This window comes from Streptomyces sp. NPDC001219 (assembly GCF_053597915.1).
This window is the reverse complement of sequence record NZ_JBSFJF010000010.1, coordinates 11,334-32,385: the sequence shown is the minus strand read 5'-3', so window position 1 is coordinate 32,385 and position 21,052 is coordinate 11,334. Positions and strand designations below refer to the sequence as shown.

Annotated in this window: 21 protein-coding genes; 4 read left to right on the top strand and 17 right to left on the bottom strand. The window is 71.7% G+C overall.

Annotated features, from left to right (window positions below):
* Positions 1 to 291: 291 nt before the first annotated feature.
* From ACWC9R_RS08715 to clpS, 7 genes are all read right to left on the bottom strand, one after another.
* Positions 292 to 1,242 (bottom strand): PLP-dependent cysteine synthase family protein, encoded by a 951-nt coding sequence (locus ACWC9R_RS08715; protein ID WP_450729702.1) that lies wholly within the window; start codon positions 1,240 to 1,242, stop codon positions 292 to 294.
* The gene (locus ACWC9R_RS08710) at positions 1,242 to 1,520 is read right to left on the bottom strand and encodes a MoaD/ThiS family protein (protein ID WP_266731269.1); all 279 of its coding nucleotides are present in this window, start codon (positions 1,518 to 1,520) and stop codon (positions 1,242 to 1,244) included. The genes ACWC9R_RS08715 and ACWC9R_RS08710 overlap by 1 nt, the downstream gene beginning before the upstream one ends.
* Before the next feature lie 131 nt (positions 1,521 to 1,651).
* On the bottom strand, positions 1,652 to 1,828 hold the full coding sequence (locus tag ACWC9R_RS08705; RefSeq protein ID WP_318297597.1) for a putative leader peptide: 177 nt from the start codon (positions 1,826 to 1,828) through the stop codon (positions 1,652 to 1,654).
* An 84-nt stretch (positions 1,829 to 1,912) separates the two neighbouring features.
* On the bottom strand, positions 1,913 to 2,338 hold the full coding sequence (locus ACWC9R_RS08700) for a Mov34/MPN/PAD-1 family protein (protein WP_450729700.1): 426 nt from the start codon (positions 2,336 to 2,338) through the stop codon (positions 1,913 to 1,915).
* Between the two features lie 101 nt (positions 2,339 to 2,439).
* Positions 2,440 to 3,900 (bottom strand): amino acid permease, encoded by a 1,461-nt coding sequence (locus ACWC9R_RS08695; protein WP_450729698.1) that lies wholly within the window; start codon positions 3,898 to 3,900, stop codon positions 2,440 to 2,442.
* A gap of 318 nt (positions 3,901 to 4,218) precedes the next feature.
* The gene (locus tag ACWC9R_RS08690; protein ID WP_450729696.1) at positions 4,219 to 4,812 is read right to left on the bottom strand and encodes a DUF2017 domain-containing protein; all 594 of its coding nucleotides are present in this window, start codon (positions 4,810 to 4,812) and stop codon (positions 4,219 to 4,221) included.
* Positions 4,809 to 5,162, bottom strand: a complete 354-nt coding sequence (gene clpS, locus ACWC9R_RS08685; protein ID WP_018091297.1) for an ATP-dependent Clp protease adapter ClpS — start codon at positions 5,160 to 5,162, stop codon at positions 4,809 to 4,811. Before clpS ends, ACWC9R_RS08690 begins: the two co-directional genes overlap by 4 nt.
* A 152-nt stretch (positions 5,163 to 5,314) precedes the next feature.
* Here clpS and ACWC9R_RS08680 point away from each other — a divergent pair, with 152 nt between their 5' ends.
* Positions 5,315 to 6,643: a nicotinate phosphoribosyltransferase gene (locus tag ACWC9R_RS08680; RefSeq protein ID WP_450729695.1), complete on the top strand. Its 1,329-nt coding sequence runs from the start codon at positions 5,315 to 5,317 to the stop codon at positions 6,641 to 6,643.
* A gap of 172 nt (positions 6,644 to 6,815) precedes the next feature.
* Positions 6,816 to 7,412, top strand: a complete 597-nt coding sequence (locus ACWC9R_RS08675) for an isochorismatase family protein (RefSeq protein WP_450729693.1) — start codon at positions 6,816 to 6,818, stop codon at positions 7,410 to 7,412.
* A gap of 8 nt (positions 7,413 to 7,420) precedes the next feature.
* Here ACWC9R_RS08675 and ACWC9R_RS08670 read toward each other — a convergent pair whose 3' ends face one another.
* Together ACWC9R_RS08670 and ACWC9R_RS08665 are read right to left on the bottom strand one after the other, a co-directional pair.
* The gene (locus ACWC9R_RS08670; protein WP_450729692.1) at positions 7,421 to 7,807 is read right to left on the bottom strand and encodes a hypothetical protein; all 387 of its coding nucleotides are present in this window, start codon (positions 7,805 to 7,807) and stop codon (positions 7,421 to 7,423) included.
* A gap of 122 nt (positions 7,808 to 7,929) precedes the next feature.
* On the bottom strand, positions 7,930 to 10,320 hold the full coding sequence (locus ACWC9R_RS08665; RefSeq protein ID WP_450729690.1) for an immune inhibitor A domain-containing protein: 2,391 nt from the start codon (positions 10,318 to 10,320) through the stop codon (positions 7,930 to 7,932).
* Between the two features lie 394 nt (positions 10,321 to 10,714).
* Between ACWC9R_RS08665 and ACWC9R_RS08660 the strand changes: the two genes are divergently transcribed.
* Complete coding sequence (locus ACWC9R_RS08660) at positions 10,715 to 11,056, top strand: hypothetical protein (RefSeq protein WP_450729688.1); 342 nt, start codon at positions 10,715 to 10,717, stop codon at positions 11,054 to 11,056.
* On the opposite strand, the gene ACWC9R_RS08655 is transcribed toward ACWC9R_RS08660, so the two are convergent.
* Both ACWC9R_RS08655 and ACWC9R_RS08650 read right to left on the bottom strand, forming a co-directional pair.
* On the bottom strand, positions 11,048 to 11,839 hold the full coding sequence (locus ACWC9R_RS08655) for an RDD family protein (RefSeq protein WP_450729686.1): 792 nt from the start codon (positions 11,837 to 11,839) through the stop codon (positions 11,048 to 11,050). The two genes, ACWC9R_RS08660 and ACWC9R_RS08655, sit on opposite strands and share 9 nt — an antisense overlap.
* 115 nt (positions 11,840 to 11,954) lie before the next feature.
* Positions 11,955 to 13,475, bottom strand: coding sequence for an RDD family protein (locus tag ACWC9R_RS08650; RefSeq protein WP_450729684.1), 1,521 nt, complete (start codon positions 13,473 to 13,475; stop codon positions 11,955 to 11,957).
* Positions 13,476 to 13,707: 232 nt separating this feature from the next.
* Here ACWC9R_RS08650 and ACWC9R_RS08645 point away from each other — a divergent pair, with 232 nt between their 5' ends.
* Positions 13,708 to 14,184: an SsgA family sporulation/cell division regulator gene (locus ACWC9R_RS08645; RefSeq protein WP_450729682.1), complete on the top strand. Its 477-nt coding sequence runs from the start codon at positions 13,708 to 13,710 to the stop codon at positions 14,182 to 14,184.
* A 52-nt stretch (positions 14,185 to 14,236) separates the two neighbouring features.
* On the opposite strand, the gene ACWC9R_RS08640 is transcribed toward ACWC9R_RS08645, so the two are convergent.
* From ACWC9R_RS08640 to ACWC9R_RS08615, 6 genes are all read right to left on the bottom strand, one after another.
* Complete coding sequence (locus ACWC9R_RS08640; protein WP_362605041.1) at positions 14,237 to 15,673, bottom strand: dihydrolipoyl dehydrogenase family protein; 1,437 nt, start codon at positions 15,671 to 15,673, stop codon at positions 14,237 to 14,239.
* A gap of 78 nt (positions 15,674 to 15,751) precedes the next feature.
* On the bottom strand, positions 15,752 to 16,045 hold the full coding sequence (locus ACWC9R_RS08635) for a hypothetical protein (RefSeq protein ID WP_450729680.1): 294 nt from the start codon (positions 16,043 to 16,045) through the stop codon (positions 15,752 to 15,754).
* Positions 16,046 to 16,055: 10 nt separating this feature from the next.
* Complete coding sequence (locus ACWC9R_RS08630) at positions 16,056 to 16,379, bottom strand: hypothetical protein (protein WP_362605037.1); 324 nt, start codon at positions 16,377 to 16,379, stop codon at positions 16,056 to 16,058.
* Between the two features lie 67 nt (positions 16,380 to 16,446).
* A complete protein-coding gene (locus ACWC9R_RS08625; RefSeq protein WP_450729677.1) occupies positions 16,447 to 17,418 on the bottom strand; it encodes an antibiotic biosynthesis monooxygenase in 972 nt (323 codons plus the stop codon).
* On the bottom strand, positions 17,415 to 20,141 hold the full coding sequence (locus tag ACWC9R_RS08620) for a molybdopterin-dependent oxidoreductase (RefSeq protein ID WP_450729675.1): 2,727 nt from the start codon (positions 20,139 to 20,141) through the stop codon (positions 17,415 to 17,417). The genes ACWC9R_RS08625 and ACWC9R_RS08620 overlap by 4 nt, the downstream gene beginning before the upstream one ends.
* Positions 20,138 to 20,965: an FAD binding domain-containing protein gene (locus tag ACWC9R_RS08615; RefSeq protein WP_450729674.1), complete on the bottom strand. Its 828-nt coding sequence runs from the start codon at positions 20,963 to 20,965 to the stop codon at positions 20,138 to 20,140. The genes ACWC9R_RS08620 and ACWC9R_RS08615 overlap by 4 nt, the downstream gene beginning before the upstream one ends.
* Positions 20,966 to 21,052: the final 87 nt, after the last annotated feature.

Here is a 21,052-nt window from a genome sequence, read left to right as displayed (position 1 = left end):
GGTGCCCGGCGGTCGCTGCCGGGGTGGTGCCGGGTCCTTGACGGTCTGTGCGGTGCCCACGAGCGTAAGCCGCAAAAGGTCCGGTGACTCCTCCAGCGGGCCGAGCTGTGGGCGGAATCACCAGTCTGGGCTGTCGCCCCGTACGCCCGTACGCAGCCGCCGCCTCCGCCGTGAAGACCACCCGGGTCCCGCCGCCCGCGGAGCACCCCCGGCGCCCGTGCCGGGGGCCTCCGAACCCCTGGAGGATGTCCGGCCCCTAAGGGGTGTCCGGCCCCTAAGGGGTGTCCGCCGCTATGCCCAGAGCTGGCCCTGCAGCGTGGCGATGGCGGCCTCGGTCGACTCGGCGGTGTAGACGCCGGTGGAGAGGTACTTCCAGCCGCCGTCGGCGACGACGAAGACGATGTCGGCGCTCTCGCCCGCCTTGACCGCCTTCCGGCCGACGCCGAGCGCGGCGTGCAGCGCCGCGCCGGTGGAGATTCCCGCGAAGATGCCTTCCTCCGCGAGGAGTTCACGGGTGCGGCGGACCGCGTCCTCGGAGCCGACCGAGAAGCGCGTGGTGAGCACGGACTCGTCGTAGAGCTCGGGGATGAAGCCCTCGTCGAGGTTACGCAGACCGTAGACGACATCGTCGTAGCGCGGTTCGGCGGCGACGATGCGGACGCCGGGGACCTGCTCGCGCAGATAGCGGCCGACGCCCATCAGGGTGCCGGTGGTGCCCAGACCGGCCACGAAGTGGGTGACCGAGGGCAGGTCGGCGAGGATCTCGGGGCCGGTGGTGGCGTAGTGCGCACCGGCGTTGTCGGGGTTGCCGTACTGGTAGAGCATCACCCAGTCGGGGTGCTCGGCGGACAGCTCCTTGGCGACCCTGACGGCGGTGTTGGAGCCGCCGGCCGCGGGCGAGGAGATGATCTCGGCGCCCCACATGGCGAGCAGCTCGCGCCGCTCGGAGGAGGTGTTCTCCGGCATGACGCACACGATGCGGTAGCCCTTGAGCCTGGCCGCCATGGCGAGCGAGATGCCGGTGTTGCCGCTGGTCGGTTCGAGGATGGTGCAGCCGGGGGTGAGCCGGCCGTCCTTCTCGGCCTGTTCGATCATGTGCAGCGCGGGCCGGTCCTTGACCGAGCCCGTGGGGTTGCGGTCCTCCAGCTTCGCCCAGATGCGGACGTCCTCGGAGGGCGAGAGGCGCGGGAGGCGGACGAGAGGGGTGTTCCCGACCGCCGCCAGCGGAGAGTCGTAACGCATCAGCGCATGCCGCCGGCCACGGCCGGGAGGATCGTGACGTTGTCGCCGTCGGCGAGCTTGGTGGAGATGCCCTCCAGGAAGCGGACGTCCTCGTCGTTGAGGTAGACGTTCACGAAGCGGCGCAGCTGCTCGCCGTCGACCAGGCGCTCGCGGATACCGGTGTGCCGGCTCTCCAGGTCGGTGAAGAGGTCGGCGAGGGTGTCTCCGCTGCCCTCGACGGCCTTCTGGCCGTCGGTGTAGGTGCGCAGGATGGTCGGGATTCGGACCTCGATGGCCATGAGGGTGCTCCTGTGGGAGTGCGGTGGCGGATGCGGTGCGTCCCGGGTGCACGGGGTCGGCAGGCCGGGAGGGCGTCGGGTGACGCGGGAGGTGCGGGGTGGCGCGGTACGTGCGCCCCGTACGGGCCGGGTCAGGCGCCGGCGCAGCGCGGACAGATGGCGCTGGAAAGGCGGCACAGGTCCACGTGCAGCCGTGCGGCTCCGCAGCCGAACGCGCCGAGCAGCGCGGAGGCGGAGCGACGCGTGGCGAGCGGAGCGAGCAGCAGCATGCCCGGCCTCTTCTTCTCGCTCACGTCGTGGTCAACCATGCGGTCATCGTAGCGATTCCCGGTCCGGGTATTGGAACCTTGTCCCATGATGCGGACGATCCGTGTACGACAGGTGGGACGCGCTCAGGAGTACGCCGCCACGACCTCGACCTCTTCCTCCGTGACCTCGCCGTTCACGATCCGGAACGAGCGGAACTGGAAGGGCCCGGCGTCGTCCGTGTCGGCGGTGGATACCAGGACATAGTGGGCATCCGGCTCGTTCGCGTAGGAGATGTCGGTGCGCGAGGGGTAGGCCTCGGTGGCGGTGTGCGAGTGGTAGATGATCACCGGCTCCTCGTCCCGGTCGTCCATCTCGCGGTAGAGCTTGAGCAGGTCGGAGGAGTCGAACTCGTAGAAGGTGGGCGAGCGGGCGGCGTTCAGCATCGGGATGAACCGCTCGGGGCGTCCGCTGCCGGCCGGGCCCGCGACCACGCCGCAGGCCTCGTCGGGGTGGTCCTGGCGGGCATGCTCGACGATCTGGTCGAAGAGGGCCTTGGTGAGGGTCAGCATGGCGCCAAGAATAGCCAGCGGGCCGGTACGTACCGAAGACTGGTACGTACCGGCCCGCATGCTGGACAGTCGGGCGCTTCCGCCGACCGTACGGGGCCGGCTCAGCCCTGGGTGTCCTTGGCGGCGGCCTCCCGCGGGGCCGTGCCGGCCGCCAGGAGTGCCGCGTCCCGCCGCTTGATGCAGAGGTAGCCGACGCCCAGGATGAGCGCCCACACGGGGGCCGCGTAGAGCGAGATCCGGGCGTCCTTGTCGACACCCATCATCACGATCACCATGCCGATGAAGGCCAGCGCGAAGACCGAGGTGTAGGGGCTGCCGGGGGCCTTGAACTCGGACTGCGGCAGCTCGCCGCGGTTCGCCTTGGCGCGGTAGCGCAGCTGCGAGGCCAGGATGACGATCCACGCCCACATACCGGAGATGGTGGCGAAGGAGACGACGTAGTTGAACGCCTCACCGGGCCACTGGTAGTTGATGTAGACGCCGAACAGCATCATCGCGACCGAGACGCCGGTGCCCCAGGTGGGCAGGCCGTTCTTGCTCAGCCGGGTGAAGAACTTCGGTCCCTGGCCGTTGAGCGCGAGGTCGCGCAGCATCCGGCCGGTGGAGTACATACCGGAGTTCGCCGAGGAGAGCGCGGCGGTCAGCACGACGAAGTTGACGATGCCCGCACCGGCCGGCAGGCCGATCTGCTGGAAGGCGGCGACGAACGGGCTGACGCCCGGCTTGAACGCGGTCCAGCTGACCACGGACAGGATGATGATCAGCGCACCGATGTAGAAGAGGCCGATCCGCCACGGCACGGTGTTGATCGCCTTGGGCAGGACCTTCTTGGGGTCGGTCGCCTCGCCCGCGGTGACGCCGACGAGCTCGACGGCGAGGAAGGCGAACATCACGATCTGCAGCGTCATCAGCGTGCCGCCGATGCCCTTGGGGAAGAAGCCGCCGTCGGACCACAGGAGGGTGAAGGAGGCGGTGTCACCGGCGTCGGAGAAGCCGAGGGTGATCACGCCGAGCCCGATCAGGATCATGCCGATGATCGCGGTGACCTTGACCATCGAGAACCAGAATTCCAGCTCACCGAAGATCTTCACGGAGATCAGGTTGATACCGAAGAGCGCGCACGTGAAGACGAGCGCCGAGGCCCACTGCGGTATGCCCTTGTTCCAGTACTGCACATAGGTGGCGGCGGCGGTCACTTCCGTGATGCCGGTGACGACCCAGAACAGCCAGTACGTCCAGCCGGTCACGAAGCCGATGAACGGGCCGAGGAATTCGCGTCCGTACTCCGAGAAGGAGCCGGAAACGGGCCGGTACATGAGCAGTTCGCCCAGGGCCCGCATGATGAAGAAGATGACGAGACCGACGATGGCGTAGGCGAGGACGATGCTCGGCCCGGCCATCGAGATCGCCTTGCCGGCCCCGAGGAACAGGCCGGTACCGATGGCGCCGCCGATGGCGATCATCTGGATCTGACGGTTCCCCAGACCCCGCTGGTAACCCTCTTCGGGGTCTGTCCCGGCCCCGTTGCCGTCGTGCTGCTTGTCGACCTGCACAGAGGTCATGTGTGGTGCGCCTTTCTCCATTCCGACCCGGTCTGTCCGGATCGGGTCCCGATCCCCCGGATGGAGTCCTGCACGCCGACGGTCGGTCGGCTAGCGCTCCCGCAGCGACAGGGGTGGCGTCGCTCACGGCAGGTCGTGAACATTTAACACGCGCCACTGAAGATCGACTAGAGATGGCGTGAACCGAACCACAAGGAAAACAGGACAAGTTCCGCGAAAGGCAGCAGAACGCAGCGCGGCGGTGACGCGATCGTTATCCGGATTTGAGCGTCCGCTGAGCGAACACCCGGCGAACTTCCGGAGTATTGCCCCCGTATTTCAGCCCATCAAGGACTCGACGAGCGTCTCCTGAAGGCCGCCGAGCCAGAGATAGGCCATCACCATCGGCTTACGGGGGTCGCTGTCCGGCAGTCGCAGCAGCGCGCCGCCGTCCTCCTCATCGGTGACTTCAAGCCGCGTCCCGATGGCCAGTCTCAGGTCGTTGAGAGCCCCCAGCCACTGCCGGCACTCGGCGGGCTTCAGCCGCAGCTCCGCGCTGCCGCCCTCGGGCGCCAGGGTGTCCAGCGCACGGATCAGCGCCAGGGCGTCCTCGCGCTTGCGGGAGCGCAGGTCGTTCTCGGTGTAGCGGCGGAACTCGGCGGAGGCGGCGCGGACGTCGTCATCGGGGACGAGGTCGGGCCCGCCGTAGGCGTCGGGGAAGAGGCGGGCCAGGACCGGGTCGGCGGGCGGCTCGCTGGGACCGTCGTTGAAGACCGACGCCAGCAGGTCGTCGCTCTCGCTCTCCCCGGGCTCCTCGCCCGGCCCGATCAGCTCCATCAGCTGGACCGCGAGGCTGCGCAGGATGGAGATCTCGACCTCGTCGAGCGGGACGGCGGCACCGCCGTCGGGCAGCGGCGCGAAGTGCCCGCTCATCGGCGGTCCTGCTGCAGCGTCGCCCACAGGCCGTAGCCGTGCATCGCCTGCACATCGCGTTCCATTTCCTCGCGGCTGCCGCTGGAGACCACGGCGCGGCCCTTGTGATGGACGTCGAGCATCAACTGGTGCGCCTTGTCCTTGGAGTAGCCGAAGTACGACTGGAAGACGTAGGAGACATAGCTCATGAGGTTGACCGGGTCGTTGTGGACGATCGTGACCCACGGGACGTCGGGCTCGGGGACCTCGAAGGGAGCCTCGCTCGACTCGGGACGTTCGATCTCGACCGGGACACTGAGCGTGCAGCGATGCGGCCGGAGCGTGGTCGTGGGTGACGGGTGGGCGCTCACAGGCCCCATGCTGCCACCCGGGGGCGGGCGACGCACAAATGCCCCTCGCGCGGGCCGCGTCGGCGAGCCGCCGCACAAGGCCGCGGGCGGGCTTTTGTGACTCCCGGAGCACTATCGTCAGAGTGACGAGTAATGGGGGTAGCATCTCTCCCATGAACACAGCAGACCTGGGGCTGCCGGTGGCCGTGCCGTCGACTGCGCTCTTCACCGACCAGTACGAACTCACCATGCTGCAGGCCGCGTTGCGGTCCGGCACCGCGGACCGGCGCTCGGTCTTCGAGGTCTTCACCCGCCGCCTCCCCGAGGGCCGCCGCTACGGCGTGGTGGGCGGCACCGGCCGGGTCCTGGACGCGGTGGAGAACTTCCACTTCGACGAGACCATCCTCGGCTTCCTGCGGGAACGCGGCATCCTCGACGAGCGGACCCTGGAGTGGCTGGCCGACTACCGCTTCCGCGGCGACATCTGGGGCTACCCGGAGGGCGAGGTCTACTTCCCCGGCTCCCCCGTCATGCGGGTCGAGGGCACCTTCGCCGAGGCGGTGCTCCTGGAGACGGTGATCCTCTCGATCCTCAACCACGACTCCGCGGTGGCCGCCGCGGCCTCCCGGATGTCGGTGGCGGCCGGCGACCGCCCGCTGATGGAGATGGGCGCCCGCCGCACCCATGAGCTGGCGGCGGTGGCCGCGTCCCGCGCCGCGTACGTCGGGGGCTTCCACACCACCTCCGACCTGGCGGCCGGCTTCCGCTACAACATCCCCACCGTCGGCACCAGCGCCCACGCCTTCACCCTGCTCCACGACACCGAGCGGGACGCCTTCACCGCGCAGGTCGACACCCTCGGCAGCGGGACCACCCTGCTGGTGGACACCTTCGACGTCGCCGAGGCGGTACGCGCGGCCGTGGAGGTGGCCGGTCCGGGGCTCGGCGCCGTCCGGATCGACTCCGGCGACCTGCTGCTGATCGCCCACCGGGTGCGGGCGCAGCTGGACGAGCTGGGCGCCCGGCAGACCAGGATCGTGGTCACCAGCGACCTGGACGAGTACGCCATCGCCTCGCTGGCCGCCGCCCCGGTGGACGCGTACGGCGTCGGCACCCAGCTGGTGACCGGCAGCGGGCACCCGACCTGCTCGATGGTCTACAAGCTGGTCGCCCGCGCCGACAGCGAGGAGCCCGGCGCGCCGCTGCGGCCGGTCGCGAAGAAGTCGATGGGCGCCAAGACCTCGCTCGGCGGCCGCAAGTGGGCGGCGCGCCGGGTGGACGCGGACGGCGTCGCCGAGGCCGAGGTCATCGGCACCGGGCCGGTGCCCGCCGAGCTGGCCGACCGGCAGCTGCTGGTGCCGCTGGTGAGCGCCGGGAAGGTGGTGGCCCGCGAGCCGCTGGACGCCGCCCGCGACCGGCACATCGCCGCCCGCGCCGGGCTGCCGCTGTCGGCGACCCAGCTCTCCCGCGGCGAGGCCGTGCTGCCCACCGAGTACGTCTGACCGGGCGGCGCCGGCGGGGCGCGGGGTGCCGGGCGGCGGCCGCCGTACGCCGCGCCCGGTATCGCGCGCCCCGGCGGGCTCCGCCCCACTCCCGCAAACCCCGTCGAGTGGCTACCCTCGGTCACACCACCGCTCGCGCCGCTCACCGATTCCCAGCCGGAAGGCACGCACCATGCACCGGGCATTGATCGTCGTTGACGTGCAGAACGACTTCTGCGAGGGCGGCAGCCTCGCGGTGGCGGGAGGTGCGGATGTCGCGGCGGCCATCACCGATCTGGTGGGCCAGGCGGCCGGCAGCTGCTACCGCTATGTCGTGGCCTCCCGGGACTACCACATCGACCCCGGCGATCACTTCTCCACCACCCCGGATTACGAGCACTCCTGGCCGGTGCACTGTGTGGCCGGCACGGAGGGCAGCGGGTTCCACCCCAATTTCGCCCCGGCGCTGGCCTCCGGCGCCGTCGACGCGGTCTTCGACAAGGGCGCCCACACCGCCGCGTACAGCGGTTTCGAGGGCGCCGACGAGAACGGCACCCCGCTGGCGGACTGGCTGCGCGCGCACTCCGTCAGCGAGGTCGACGTGGTCGGTATCGCCACCGACCACTGCGTACGCGCCACCGCCCTGGACGCGCTCGGCGCCGGGCTGCGCACCCATGTCCTGCTGGACCTGACCGCCGGGGTGGCCGCGCACAGCACCGAGCGGGCGCTTCAGGAGCTGCGCGCGGCGGGCGCCGAGCTGACCGGCAAGCCGGTCCTCATCGGCGGCTGACGGCCCTGTCAGGCGGCCGGGCGCTCGTCCCCCTCGTCCGGCCCGGCCTGCGCCGCCCCGCGGGCCGGCCGGGGCCGCAGCAGCGCCCGTATCGGGTGCCAGGACTCGGTGTCGTCGTCCGGGGCCTCGCGCCAGACCAGCCCGTCGGGGTGGTGCAGCACGGCCGTGACCTCGTCGGGTGTGGGCGGCTCGGTGTTGCCGCGCAGGTAGACGGACCGCAGACCGAGGTTGCGCAGCCTGGTCAGGGCGCGCTGGCGGTTCACCGCATGGACCAGGACCCGGACCCGGCAACCGCAGTCGTACAGGCCGGCCCGTGCGCCGTGCGGCGGTCTGGGCAGCGAGAGGGCGACCACCACGCTTCCGCCTGGAAGCCTGATGAATCCACCACCGGACATCGTCATATCTCCCCCGTGAGACTTCTCGTCAACAAGGAACTGTAGAACGCATCTAAACGCGAATCGGCCGCCGCCCGCTAGGGGGCGACGGCCGAACAGCCTCTGGCCTGCGAATTTACCTTTTACTTACCCGCAGCGCCGATCTTGAGCAGCACCGTGGAGCCGTCCTTGGCCTCCTTGGTGATCTTGATCCGGGTGTTGGTGTCAGGGACGATCACACCGCCGGTCGGGTTCGCCTTGTCGTAGTAGACGCCGTTCCGGTCGTCGAAGAGCGTCACGCCCTTCTTCGAGGCGATCTTCACCTGCTTGCCGTCACGGTGCAGCGTGAGGGCGTCGGTCCGGAAGCGGGTGAAGGTCGAGTCGTAGGACTGGAAGCGGTTGCGCATCAGCTTGCCGTCCGCCCAGTGCTCGGCCTTGGGGTGCGCGTCGACCGGCAGGATCTGCCCGTGGCCCGGGTGCAGGCCGACGTTGTTGTCCGCCTGCGAGGTGTCCCACAGCCAGATCAGCACACCGTTCTGGTACGGGAAGTGCTCCACCCAGTCCGGCTTGGCGGTGGTCCAGCCGAAGTTGTACGGGCCCGCCTTGAGGGTCTTGTCGTACGACACGTACTGGCGGTTCTCGGCGAGGTAGTACTGCGGGTAGTCCTTGGTGAAGGACGCGCCGATGCGCGAGAAGCCCTTGCTGGTCCAGCCGTTGTCGTCGCCCTCGGCGTTGTCGGTGAAGAGCGGCTTGCCGTCGGCGACGACGCTGACCGCGTCGGCCGCGAAGCCCTTCTGGGCCGCGCCGCCGTCGGTCTGGTAGCGGAAGCGCAGGTCGATCTTCTTGCCCGCGTAGGCGTCCAGCGGGTAGACGAGGTCCTGGTAGGCGGCCACGGTGCCGGTCAGGGCGGGCTTGTCGCTGCCGTCGCGCGGGATGGCCTTGCCGCCCGCGGTGCCGTCCAGGGCCGTCCAGTTGCTGCCGCCGTCGGTCGAGACCTCGGCGTAGGCGTAGTCGTAGTCCTTCTCGATGTCCCACCAGCCCTTGAGCGTCAGCGACGCCTTGGCCTTGCCGGTGAGGTCCACCGGCCGGGACAGGGTGTTCTTGAGGTCGTCACCCATGCCGCTCCACCACTGCTTGGAGCCTTCCGCGGGCGGGACGATCTCGGTCTTGACCGCCTTGGCCGGCAGCTCGACGACCACGGCCTGCTTGTTCTTCGTGTTGTACTCGGCGACACCCAGCTTGTGGGTGGACTTCTTCGCGGCCTTCGCCTTGCCGTAGTTGAGCCAGCCCAGCTGGAGCTTGTCCCAGGCGCTCATGTCGCCGGGCAGGTCGCCGATGCTGTTCTTGCCGGTGCCGAGCCAGGAGCCGCCCGACATCAGCGACCAGAAGTCCACCGAGGACTCGCCGGTGCCGCTGGTGTCGTACTCGTCCGGCAGGCCCAGGTCGTGACCGTACTCGTGGGCGAAGACGCCGAGTCCGCCGTTCTCCGGCTGCATGGTGTAGTCGCCGACCCAGATACCGGTGTCGCCGATCTGGGCGCCGCCCGCCTTGTTCGCACCGGGGCCGGTCTTGCCGGCGTCGGTGCCGTAGGCGTACCAGCGGTGCGCCCAGATGGCGTTGGTCTTCTGGACACCGCCGCCCGCGGACTCGTCCTCACCGGCGTGCACGATCTGGAAGTGGTCGATGTAGCCGTCGGGCTCGTTGAAGTTGCCGTCGCCGTCGTGGTCGTAGCGGTCCCACCGGTCGTACTTGGCGAGGTCCGTCTTGATCTGCGCGTCGGTGCGGCCGGCGGCCTTCTGGTTCTTGGCCCACTGGTTGACGCCGTCGCGGATCAGGTCCCAGGCGCTGGCGCAGTTGGTCTGGCCGCAGTAGTTGGAGCCGTAGCGGGCCTCGTTGTAGTCGACCTTGACCCAGTCGGAGACCTCGCCCTCGACCGAGTAACGGCCCGAGGACTGCTTCTCGTAGTACTTGGCCAGCGACTGCTTCTTCTTGTCGTGCGAGAAGTAGAGGTCCTGGAAGTGCTTCCGGTTGAAGTCCTTCTGCCAGGCCGTGCTGTTGTCCTTGGCACGGTCCGGCTCGGCTATCCGGTTGTGCGCCGGGCCCGGGTCGCCGCCGAACTTCTTCACCGGGGGCTTGGGGCCGTCGCCGTCCGGGTCGTACATCGTGGTGTCGTCGACCTTGTCGCCGAAGTCCACGAGCACGGTGAAGATCCGGTCGGTCTTCTGCCGGGCCAGCTCGACGTACTTGCTCTTGGCGAGCTTGACGACCCGGGAGCCGTTCCGCTCGGTCGCCTTGGCCTCACCCGAGATGACCTGCTGGAGCGCTTCCTTGCGCTCGGCCGCCTCCCGGTCGCTGAACGGCCCCTTGAGGTCGTGGTCCACGGCCCGCTCGGGAGCCGGGTCATGCTGCCCGCCGACCGGTGACGGCCCCTGCGCGTCGGCCGTCGCCACCCCCGAGGACAAAGCGGCCGCCCCGATCGCGGCGATTGCCGTGGCCAGGGCGGCCGGTCTGAACACCCGTCGTCTGTCTCTCACTTGGCGCTGTCCTCCCCATCGAACCGGTCACTGTTCGAGGGCATTCGACCGGAACTACGATGAAAAAGACAGATCTTGACTTGGGCACGTCAGCGAAGTACGTTACTCGGTCCGCGAGTTGCGGCTATCGGACGCCGCTGTCCAGGGCCACGCCGGGCGCCGGATCACGGGCAGCAGCCCGGTGTATATGCCCGCCGGGCATGCGCCCCTGCCCCCAGCAGCCAGGACGCCATGCCGTCCGGGCAGCCGCCGCGGCCTCGTGCGCCCCCTGTGCCCCGAACCGTGGGTCAGGTCACGCTTACCCGGCGTTCCGCTCGGGCAAAAAGGACCGTAGTCTCCTTTCCCGGCACGCCCTGACCAAGCCCCCTGCCGACCCCCGAGGACGGATTCCGCCATGCCTCGTCCGACCGCCGCACAGCTCGCCTACGGTTCGGCCACCGTCTTTCTCTCCACCCTCGCGATGCTGCTGCTCTCCCAGACGGAGACCGGCATCGGGGTCGCGGTCATCGCCCTCGCCGGACTCGGCCTCGGGCTGCTGGTCGCGATGACGGTGCCGATGCCCGGGGTGTCGCGGGTGGTCCGCCGGCATGTCGTACGGACCGAACCGTCCGCCGCGCCCGCCCCGTTGCGGGCTCCGGCGCCGGCCGGGCGCCCCCGGGCCGCCGCCGCGCCGCACCGCCTGAGCGGCCTCACCGCCGGCGCCGGTGAGGCCCGCCTCGGCGAACACTCACACTGAGCCGGTAGGCGGCCCCGTCTCCGTGGACACCACCACGGTCTTCGCGGCCTTGTCGTGCAGACACTGCCGGTACGGCTTGTCCCAGGTACACCACAGGACGTTGATCAGCCAGAAGATGAAACCGCAGCAGGGCACGATCTCCGGGAGCGAGTAGACAGCGGCGCGGACCCAGCCCGGCTGGCCGTGCGGGATCGAGCCGTCCGCGAGCATCGCCACCCGGATCTTCATCGCCATCTTGCCGACGGTCTGGCCGCGGCTGCTGAGCATCAGCCCCTCGTAGACCAGGTACACCAGCAGCGTCACGCCCGAGACCGTCGACTGCCGGCCGGCCATGTCGCCGTCGGTGCTGAAGAAGTCCACCCCGCCGACGATCAGGGTCATGATCAGCCAGACCGGCACCCCGACGATGATCGCGTCGATGATGCGCGCCACCAGCCGGCGGCCGCGGTTCGCCAGCGGCGGCATCCCGGCCAGCGGATCGGGCGCCCCGTACTGGCCGCCGTAGGGGTCACCGGCATACGGGCCGGCGCCGTACGGGCCCCCGGCGGGCGGCGTGGTGCCACCCGGCGGCGGCGTTCCGCCCGGGGGCGGTCCCCCGCCCTCGGCGCCGCCCCAGCCGCCGCCCCCGGTACCGCTGCCGTGCGGGGCGTTGTTGCGGGGCGCGCCGTTCTCCCGGGGCGCGCTGTTGCGGGGGGCGTCGCCCGCCGGGGGCTCCTGCGGCTTCTGGAACGGGTCGTTCTCCGGCGGCTCACCGGGGCCGGGCCGGGGCTGGTCGGTACTCATGGCCCGAGTCGACCCCTTGTCGCGGCCCGCCGCATCCGGCAAGGTCCGTTCGGGGGAACGGATACCGCCACGGCGGTACGGCCCGCGGTACGGCCAGCCGGTGTGCCGCCGCCGGTCAGCCGGCCGCGACGAAGGTCCGGGCCAGCTTGTCGTGCCAGCACTGGCGCCACGGCCGGTCGAACAGGCACCAGACGACGTTCAGCACACCGACGGCGAGGACGCCGAGGACGCTGTAGAGGAACCAGCGCTTGAGCGCGGCGCCGAGGGTCGGGCTGTCATGGCTCTCGATGTCGAGGACCCGTACGCCGCAGAGCTTCTTGCCCAGGGTGCGGCCCCACTTGAGGGTCGGCAGCGCCTCGTAGAGCGCGCCGCCGAGCAGCAGGACGGCCAGGATCGTGGCGAAGACCGGGGTGGTGGTGCCGTCGAGCAGATAGACCGTCACCTGGCGGCCGGACTGCTTGGCCGCCTCGACCTTGGCGTCGAGGTGGTCGGCGACCGTGCCCCACATGGGGACGGCGGCCGCGGCGGTGAGCGCGCCCAGCACCAGGGTGTCGATCAGCCGGGCCGCGAACCGGCGGCCGAGACCGGCCGGGTGGCCCTGCGCCGCCTGTGCCATGGCCGCGAAGGGGTCACTGGCGGTCGGCGGCTTCCAGGGGAGGACCCCGTCGGCGTCGGCGCCCTGCGGGCCGGGCCGGGCCGGTGCGGCACCGCCCTGCGGCGGCACCCCGGCGGCGGGGGCGGACGCCTGCGGGGCGGGCTGCGGCGGCACCGGGGCCTGCGGCGCGTGCTGCTGCGGCGCCGGGCTCCGGGGCGCCGGGCCCGGCTGGGCCGCCGCCTGCGGGGCGGGGCTCTGCGGGGCCTGGCGCTGCGGGGCCTGGTTCTGCGGCCGGTCGCCGCCGGACGGCAGCGACTGCGGGGTGCTCTCCTCGGCGGGGGCGGACGGGGTACGGCCGCCGCCCGCGACCCGGATCGCCATCGTCTCGTTGCCCTTGGCGGGCTTGCCGCCCTCGGGCCGTACCGCGCGGATCGCGGTGGTGCCCTGGTCGCCGGAGCCGCGGCGGGCGGCCGGGTTCACCGCGCGGATGGCGACCGTCCCGTCGCCGGTGGCCCGCCCCGTGGGCGGGGTGGCGCCGGCGCCCTCACCGGCTCCGGCGTCCGCGCCCCGCTCCTCGCGCTGCGGCGGGACCGCGCCCCAGGACGCGGCCCCCGACGGTGTGCCGGCCGGGGCCTGGTCCGGCGCACCCCAGGAGACGGACTCCCCGCCGAACCCGCTCTGCCGGGAGGCATCGGCCTGCCAGGAGGCGGCCGACTCGGGGCTGGTGCCGTGCAGGCGGGCCGGGTCGTCCCAGCTCGCGACGGGCGGGACGGCGGCCTCGCCGCCCTGGCGCACGGCGGGCGCCGCGGAGCCACCGGCCGCCTCCTCCTCGTCGAAGAACACCGGTCCGGTCTCCTCGACGGCGGGGGCCGTGCCGGGCGGCGGGGCGGGCATCGCCTCGCCGTCGGCCGGGGCGGGCCGGCTGGTGCCCGGCACCCACGCGGCGCCGTTCCAGTACCGGATGTAGCCGGGAATGGACGGGTCCGGGTAGAAGCCTGGCGTGGGGCTACCGCCGGCGGTTCCTGAGGTAGGGGCGCTCATCCGAAGTCCCGTATCTGTACTCGGCCTGGTGGGTGTGGGGTGCAGTCTGCCGCAACGCGGCGTCCACATCTATCAGACCCCGGGTTCCCGGGTGCCCGTGCCCGCCGACGACCACCTGGAAGAGGCGCGGGAAAAAAGTTGTACGAAGTCGTGTAAGAGTCCGGCCGTTGGCGGCTCTCTCTGTGCGCGGGGCCGGTACCGGGGCCCGCAGGAACGAGGAGAGGCGGACCCCATGCACACCGTGGTGGAACGAGAGCTGGAGCTGGGCCTGGTCCTGTCGCCGGAGCGCAGTGTTCCGGTACCGGCCCGGCTGAGGTACGGGACGGACGACCCGTACGCCGTCCACGTCACCTTTCACATCGGTTCGGACTCCCCCGTCAGCTGGACGTTCGCCAGGGAGCTGCTCGTCGAGGGGGTGTTCCGGCCGTGCGGCGACGGCGATGTGCGGGTGTGGCCGGCGAAGCGGGACGGCCGCAGCCTGGTGTGCATAGCGCTGGACTCGCCGGACGGGCGGGCCCTGCTGGAGGCGCCGGCCGCGGCGGTCTCGGCCTGGCTGGAGCGCACCCTGAGAGTGGTGCCGCCGGGGTCCGAGCGGGGGCACCTGGGCCTCGACAAAGGACTGAGCGACCTGTTCGCGATGGCGTCCGGGGACGAGCTGCGGCCGGGCGTCCCGCGGCCGGTGGACGAGTCCCCGGAGCCCGGGGCGTAGCGGGCGGCGGACCGGGCCCGTGCGGGACGGGCCCGTACCGCCCGGTGCCGCCTCAGCCCCGGTAGGCCTCCAGCAGCCGCAGCCACACCTCGCTGATCGTGGGGTAGGAGGGCACCGCGTGCCACAGCCGCTCGACGGGGACCTCGCCGGCCACCGCGACCGTCGCGGAGTGCAGCAGCTCGCCGACGCCGGCTCCGACGAAGGTGGCGCCGAGCAGCACCTCACGGTCCAGGTCGACGACCATCCGGGCCCGGCCGCGGTAGCCGTCCGCGTACAGCGACGCCCCGGCCACCGCCGCCAGGTCCTGGTCGACCACCCGGATGCGGTAGCCGGCCTTCTCGGCCGCGGCGGCGGTCAGGCCCACCGAGGCGGCCTCCGGGTCGCTGAAGACGACCTGTGGGACGGCGCGGGTGTCCGCGGTGGCGGCGTGCGCGCCCCAGGGGTCGGACTCCAGGATCGGGACGCCCCGGGCGCGCGCGGCGATCGCGGCGCCGGAGATCCTGGCCTGGTACTTGCCCTGGTGGGTGAGGAGCGCGCGGTGGTTGACGTCGCCGACGCCGTAGAGCCAGCCGCCGGGCACCCCCTTCACCCGGCAGCTGTCGTCGACGTCCAGCCAGGAGCCGGGCGTCAGGCCGACCGTCTCCAGGCCGATGTCCTCGGTGCGCGGGGCCCGGCCGGTGGCGATCAGGAGTTCATCGGCGACGATCTCGTCGCCGGAGTCCAGCAGGACGGTGGCCGGACCGCCCGGGGCCTCCCGGCGTACCTCGCGCACCTCGACGCCGGTCCGCAGAAAGACGCCCGCCTCGGCGAGCGACTCCGCGACCAGGTGCCCGGCGAACGGCTCCATCCGGGGCAGCAGCCCGTCGCCGCGGACCAGCAGCGTCACGGACGCGCCCAGGGCCCGCCAGGCGGTGGCCATCTCGACGCCGACCACCCCGCCGCCGACCACCACGAGACGGCCCGGCACGCTCTTGGCGCTGGTCGCGTCGCGGCTGGTCCAGGGCCGGGCGGCGGCGAGCCCGGGGACGCCGGGCAGCACCGCGCGGCTGCCGGTGCACACCGCGACCGCGTGCCGTGCGGTGAGCACCCGGCCGCCGTCGACGACCACCCGCCGGGGCCCGGCGAGCCGCCCCTGACCGCGCACCAGGTCGATGCCGGCCGAGTCCAGCCAGCGGACCTGCCCGTCGTCCTTCCAGTAGGACGTGATGGCGTCCCGGTGGGCCAGTACGGCGGGCGCGTCCAGGGCGACGTCGGCGGCGTCCTGGAGGCCGGGCACCCGGCGGGACTCGGAGCGGGCGGTGACCGGGCGCAGCAGTGCCTTGCTGGGCATGCACGCCCAGTAGGAGCACTCTCCGCCGACCAGTTCGCTCTCCACGAGCACCGCGCTCAGCCCGGCGGCGTGCGCCCGGTCGGCGACGTTCTCGCCGGTCGGTCCCGCTCCCAGCACGATGACGTCGTACGCCTCATCAGCGGCTTCGGTGGCTGCCATCGGCTCTCACTTCCTGCGGGGCATGAGGGGGCTTCGGGCCCGGCGGGTCCTTCTGGTCATCCTCAGCCCAACGGGCCGTCAGCGCATCCGGCGTTCAACCGCTTCCTTGGCCTCGGCGAGTCCGGAGCCGGTCACCTCGCGGTGCATCTTGATCGCCTGGATCGTCCTGCCCTGCGCCAGCAGCTGGTCGATCTCGGCCATCCGGGCGTCCTGCGGCTGCTCCACGCCGGCCTGTGCCAGCAGCAGGTCCACCTTGCGGTCCAGCTGCCGGAGCCGGCGCTCCAGCGTCCTGGCGCGGCGGTCGGAGGCGGCGACCAGCATGATGACGGCCAGCACGAGAAGGGTGATGACGACGGGGAGCACGGATTCCATGGCGGTCACCCTACGAGGCGGCGGCGCGTGCCATGAACACGGCAGTCGCGGCCGGGCCGTGCAGGGTGCCGCGGACGGCCGGAGCGCCGTCCGTGAGGATCTCGCACTCGGCGTAGGCGTCCGGCCCGTCGAGGGTCAGGGTGAGCATCGGCATGGCCCCCACCCCGCGCGCGTCGGTCACCGCGAACCACGGCAACTCCGGCCGGGTGACCTGCTCTTCGCTGCCGGAGTCCCCCGGTGCCTGGACGGCGTAGGTGATGTCGTCGACGCCCCGGCCGGTCACCCGGAAGGTCACCATGCCCTCGCCGGGTCGGTGCGGATCGTTGATCGTCATGGGGGCAGTCAACCCTCCCGGCCCCGCCGTGTACATCCGGGCGGCGGCGGGCGGGGGGGGCGCGGGGTCAGGGCAGGTGCCAGATCTGGGTGGTGACGAGGAAGAAGACCGCGGCCCAGAACACCATCACCCCGGTGACGAGGCCGAGTCCGAGGAGGCGGGTCCTGCCGGGCGGTGCGTCAGGGGGCGGCCGCAGCCACCGTCTGAGCAGCGGGTTCACATAGAAGGGCATGGTGAGGAAGCTCATGATGAAGCTGGACAGCAGGTTGCCGATGAGCAGGTTCAGCCAGAGCGGCAGGTGCGCCGGTGACAGGGCGAGCGTCAGCAGCACCACGGTCGGGTAGAGGCCGACCCAGACCGCGACGGAGGTCTTGGTCTCCGACGGCGGCGGCGCCTGCCTGCCGTTCTCCTCGAAGGCGAACCAGCTGCCGAAGGAGTTGTCGATGGTGCGCATGCGGAAGTCGTGGAACTTCGCGCCCTCCGCGAGGACTTCCCGCCGTCGGCCCGAGGTCAGCCAGGCGTCGAGGTGCTCGGCGCTGTCGAAGCGGTAGAGGGTGGTCCATTCGTCCTGGAGCCCCTCGACGGGGCGGAACAGCTCGGTGCCGCGGAAGCCCTCGAAGGTGCTCTCCTGCTCGGTCATGTGGCGCTGCCAGGCGAGGAAGGCGTCGACGTGGTCCGGGTGGACGCGGTGGGTGACCACCACGGTCACCAGCGGGTCCGGTGGCTGGGTGCCGCCGCTGAGCACCTGCTGGGTGGCGGGGCCGTCGAGGTAGGCGCGGCCGCGGTTGAGGAAGCTCTGCCGGGTGGCGCTGTTGATCCACGCCTGGAGATGGGCGATCGAGTCGAACCGGTAGACGACCACCCAGTCGGGCTGCACGGGCGTGGGCGGGGAGATCTCGGCGCCGAGGAAGCCGGTGTAGGCGGCGGCAGCGGCGTTGACCTCCTCCTGCCAGGAGTGGAACTCCCGCTCCTGGCCGGCCCGGACCTTCTGCCCGATGATGACCGTCGCCCCGGCGCCCACCGGCTGTGCGGTGGTCATGTGCGCGGTCCCGTCGTCACCGCGGCGCTCGCGCCGATCCGCCGGTAGATGCGTTCCGGGGTGAGGGGCAGGTCACGGAAGCGGACGCCGGTGGCGTCGTGGAGCGCGTTCGCCAGCGCGGGGGCCACCGGGTTGATGCAGCACTCCGCGATGCCCTTCGACCGCAGGGGCCCGACGGAGTCCGCCGAGTCCACCAGGAGCACCTCCGTGCGGGGGATGTCGGCGTAGGTGGGGAGGCGGTAGTTGCGGAAGTCCGGGTTGGCCATGACACCGTCCGCGTCGACGTGGTGGTGCTCGGTCAGGACGAAGCCGAGGCCCTGGGCGACCCCGCCCTCGACCTGCCCCCGCACCTGCGCGGGGTTGATGACGACCGCGGCGTCGGTCGCCTGGACGCTGTGGAGGACGCGGATCTCGCCGGTCACCGGGTGGACGGCGATCCGGAAGCCCTGCGCGTTGGAGGTGACGCTGCGGGGCGAGCCGTACGCCTTGCGGGCGGCGGAGAAGCGGATGCCGCGCGCGCGGGCCGCCGCCACCAGTTCCGCCAGCGACACCCGCCGGTCACCGCAGACGACCCCCTCGTCGTCCATCGAGCACAGCACGAGATGGACGCCGGTGTGCGCGGCAGCGAACTCCAGGACGCGGTCGCGTACGGCGTTGGCCGCGCGGAGTACGGCGTTGCCCGCCACGAAGAGGCCCGCGCTGGCGAAGGCGCCGGTGTCGAATCCGGTGCGGTCGGTGTCGGACTGCACCAGGCGGATGCGCGCCGGGGTGGTGCCCAGCTGCTGGGCCGCGAGCTGGACGTGCGCGGTCGAGGTGCCCTCGCCGAACTCGACGGTGCCGACGGCGAGTTCGTAGACCAGGTCGTCCCCCAGCGTGACCCAGGCCTCGGAAAGGTGCTCGGTCGGCGGCGCGGTCTCGTGCAGGGAGGCGGCCACCCCGGCCCCGACCAGCCACCCGGGGCCGGGCGGCGGTGTGCCGGCGGTACGGGCCATGGCCTCGTCCACCAGGTCGAGGCACGCGCCGAGGCCGTCCTCGCTGAACACCACGTCGTCGGGGCCCTCCTCCATGGCGACGAGCGGATCACCCGGCCGCACGATGTTGCGCCGGCGCAGCGCGAGCGGGTCCATGTGCAGGGCGCGGGCCAGTTCGTCCATCGCCGACTCGACGGCGTAGGCGGGCTGTGTCATGCCGTAGCCGCGCAGGGCCCCGCTCGGCACGGTGTTGGTGTAGACGGAGTACGCGTCGTACTTCTTGTTCGGGCAGCGGTAGATCATGACGGCGGCGCCGCCCGCGAAGAGCGTCTCGCCGGCGTGGTTGCCGTAGGCGCCGGTGTTCGACACATTGCGGATCTGCACCGCGGTGAGCGTGCCGTCCGCCTTGGCGCCGAGCTTCACGGTGAGGGTCATGGGGTGCCGTGGCGAGGCGGTGGTGAACTCCTCCTCGCGGGTGTACTCGAAGCTGACCGGCCGCCCGGTGTCCAGGGTGGCGAGCGCCGCCAGGTCCTCCGAGATCACTTCCTGTTTGCCGCCGAAGCCGCCGCCCACGCGGGTGCAGAACACCCGCAGCTGGTCCGGGCGCAGCGCGAACAGATAGGCCAGCTTGACCTTGGCGATCGACGGGGACTGCGAGCTGGTGCGGACGTGGAGGCGGCCGTCCTCCATCCAGGCGATCGAGCCGTGGGTCTCCAGATGCGCGTGCTGCACCCGCGGGGAGAAGTAGGTGCCTTCGTGGATCACCTCGGCCTCGGCGAACCCCGCGTCGACGTCGCCGAGGTGCGAGTGGATCTCCACCAGGGTGTTGCGGACCGGGTCGCGGACGAACGGGTCGTGCGCACCGTGCAGTTGCGGCGCCCCGTCGGCCCGTGCCTCCTCGGGGTCGAAGACCGCGGGCAGCACCTCGTACTCCACGGCCACCTGGCGGCAGCCCTCCTCCGCCGCCCCGACCGAGTCGGCGAGGACCGCGGCGACGCGCTGGCCGGCGAAGCGGACGGTGCGGTCGAGGACGTAGGTGTCGTCCGGGTCCACCAGGTGGTCGGTGTGGATCGCCGTGGTGAAGCGCCGGCGCGGGACGTCCTCCCAGGTGTAGACGCGGTGCACCCCGGGCACGGCGAGCGCGGCGGTCTTGTCGACCGAGACGATCCGGGCGTGTGCGTGCGGGGAGTGCAGCACCTTGAGGTGCAGCATGCCGTCGAGGTGGGTGTCCATGGTGAACTCGGCGCGGCCGGTGACCACCTCGTCGGCGGCCGGCGCGCCGACGCTCGTCCCGACGGCCTTCCCGGGCACGGCCTCCGCCACTCCGGCCACGCCGTGCACGGCGTCCTCGATCGCCCGGTAGCCGGTGCAGCGGCACAGGTTCCCCTTCAGCGCCCGGGGCAGGTCCGCCTTCTGGTCCTCGCTGAAGGTCGCCGAGGTCATGATCATCCCTGCGGTGCAGAACCCGCACTGGAAGCCGGGGGCGTCGCGGAACCGGCGCTGCACCGGATGCAGCCTCCCGGGCGCTCCGAGCCCTTCGACCGTCGTCACCTCATGGCCGTCCGCCCGGAAGGCGGGGGTGATGCAGCTGTGCACCGGATCGCCGTCCAGCCAGACCGTGCAGGCGCCGCAGTCGCCCGCGTCGCAGCCCTTCTTGACGCCGTAATGGCCGAGCGCGCGGAGGAAGGTGCGCAGACACTGCCCGGGGGCCGGTTCCTCCTCGAAGCGCTCGCCGTTCACGTGGTACGTCATGCCGGGCCCCCCACGAGGAGTTCGTGACGGATCTCCTCGGCGAAATGCCGGGTCAGATGGCGGCGGTGGTCAGGGGTCCCGTTGGGGTCGTCGAACCAGATGTCGGCGGGCAGGGCGTCGATGCGCTGCCGCAGCGTCCGGGCGTCGGGCACCTCGTCGAAGGCCATCCGCACCGGCCGGGTGGTGCCGGCGGTGACGGTGAGCAGCAGGTCGTGGGTGCCCGGCGTCTGCGTGCCGATGAGGAAGACCGTCGAACGGCCGAGCCGGGTCAGGGAGAAGCGGCGGTGTGCGGTGCGCTTGCGCAGGGCGTGCGCCGGGATGTCGATGCGCCGCAGGACCTCCCCGAAGTCGAGCACGTTCTCGTGGTTGCCGGTCACGAAGTCGAGCGCGTCGACGGTGCGCGAGGTCCCGTCGGCGCCCCACAGTTCGTACCGGGCCTCCAGGGCGACCGTCAGCGTGATCATGGGGCCGGCCGGCAGGGACATACAGATGTTGCCGCCGACCGTCGCCGCGTTCCAGACCTTGAACGAGGACAGGAACGCCTCGCAGCCCGCCGCGAACAGAGCGCCCGCGCGCCATTCCTGCGGCGGGGTGTAGCCGTACAGCTCGCGGATAGTGCAGGTCGCGCCGATGCCGAGCCCCGCCTCCCCCGGGACGAGGGAGTCCCAGCGCAGCGCCGTCAGGTCGATCAGCCGCCGCAGGTCCGGCTGTTGTACGGAGTACAGCCAGGTGCCGCCGGCGAGCCAGGCGTCGCCCGCGCGCCAGTCCGCGCCCGGCCGTCCGGGCGGGCGCCGGACGACTTCGGTGATGGTGTTGAGGTCCATGGGAACGGATCTCCCTCACGACGGCGATCGTGCGCGCGGGGAACGCCGTGATCCCGAACGGCGGAATCCCTGGGGGCCGCTGGTGGC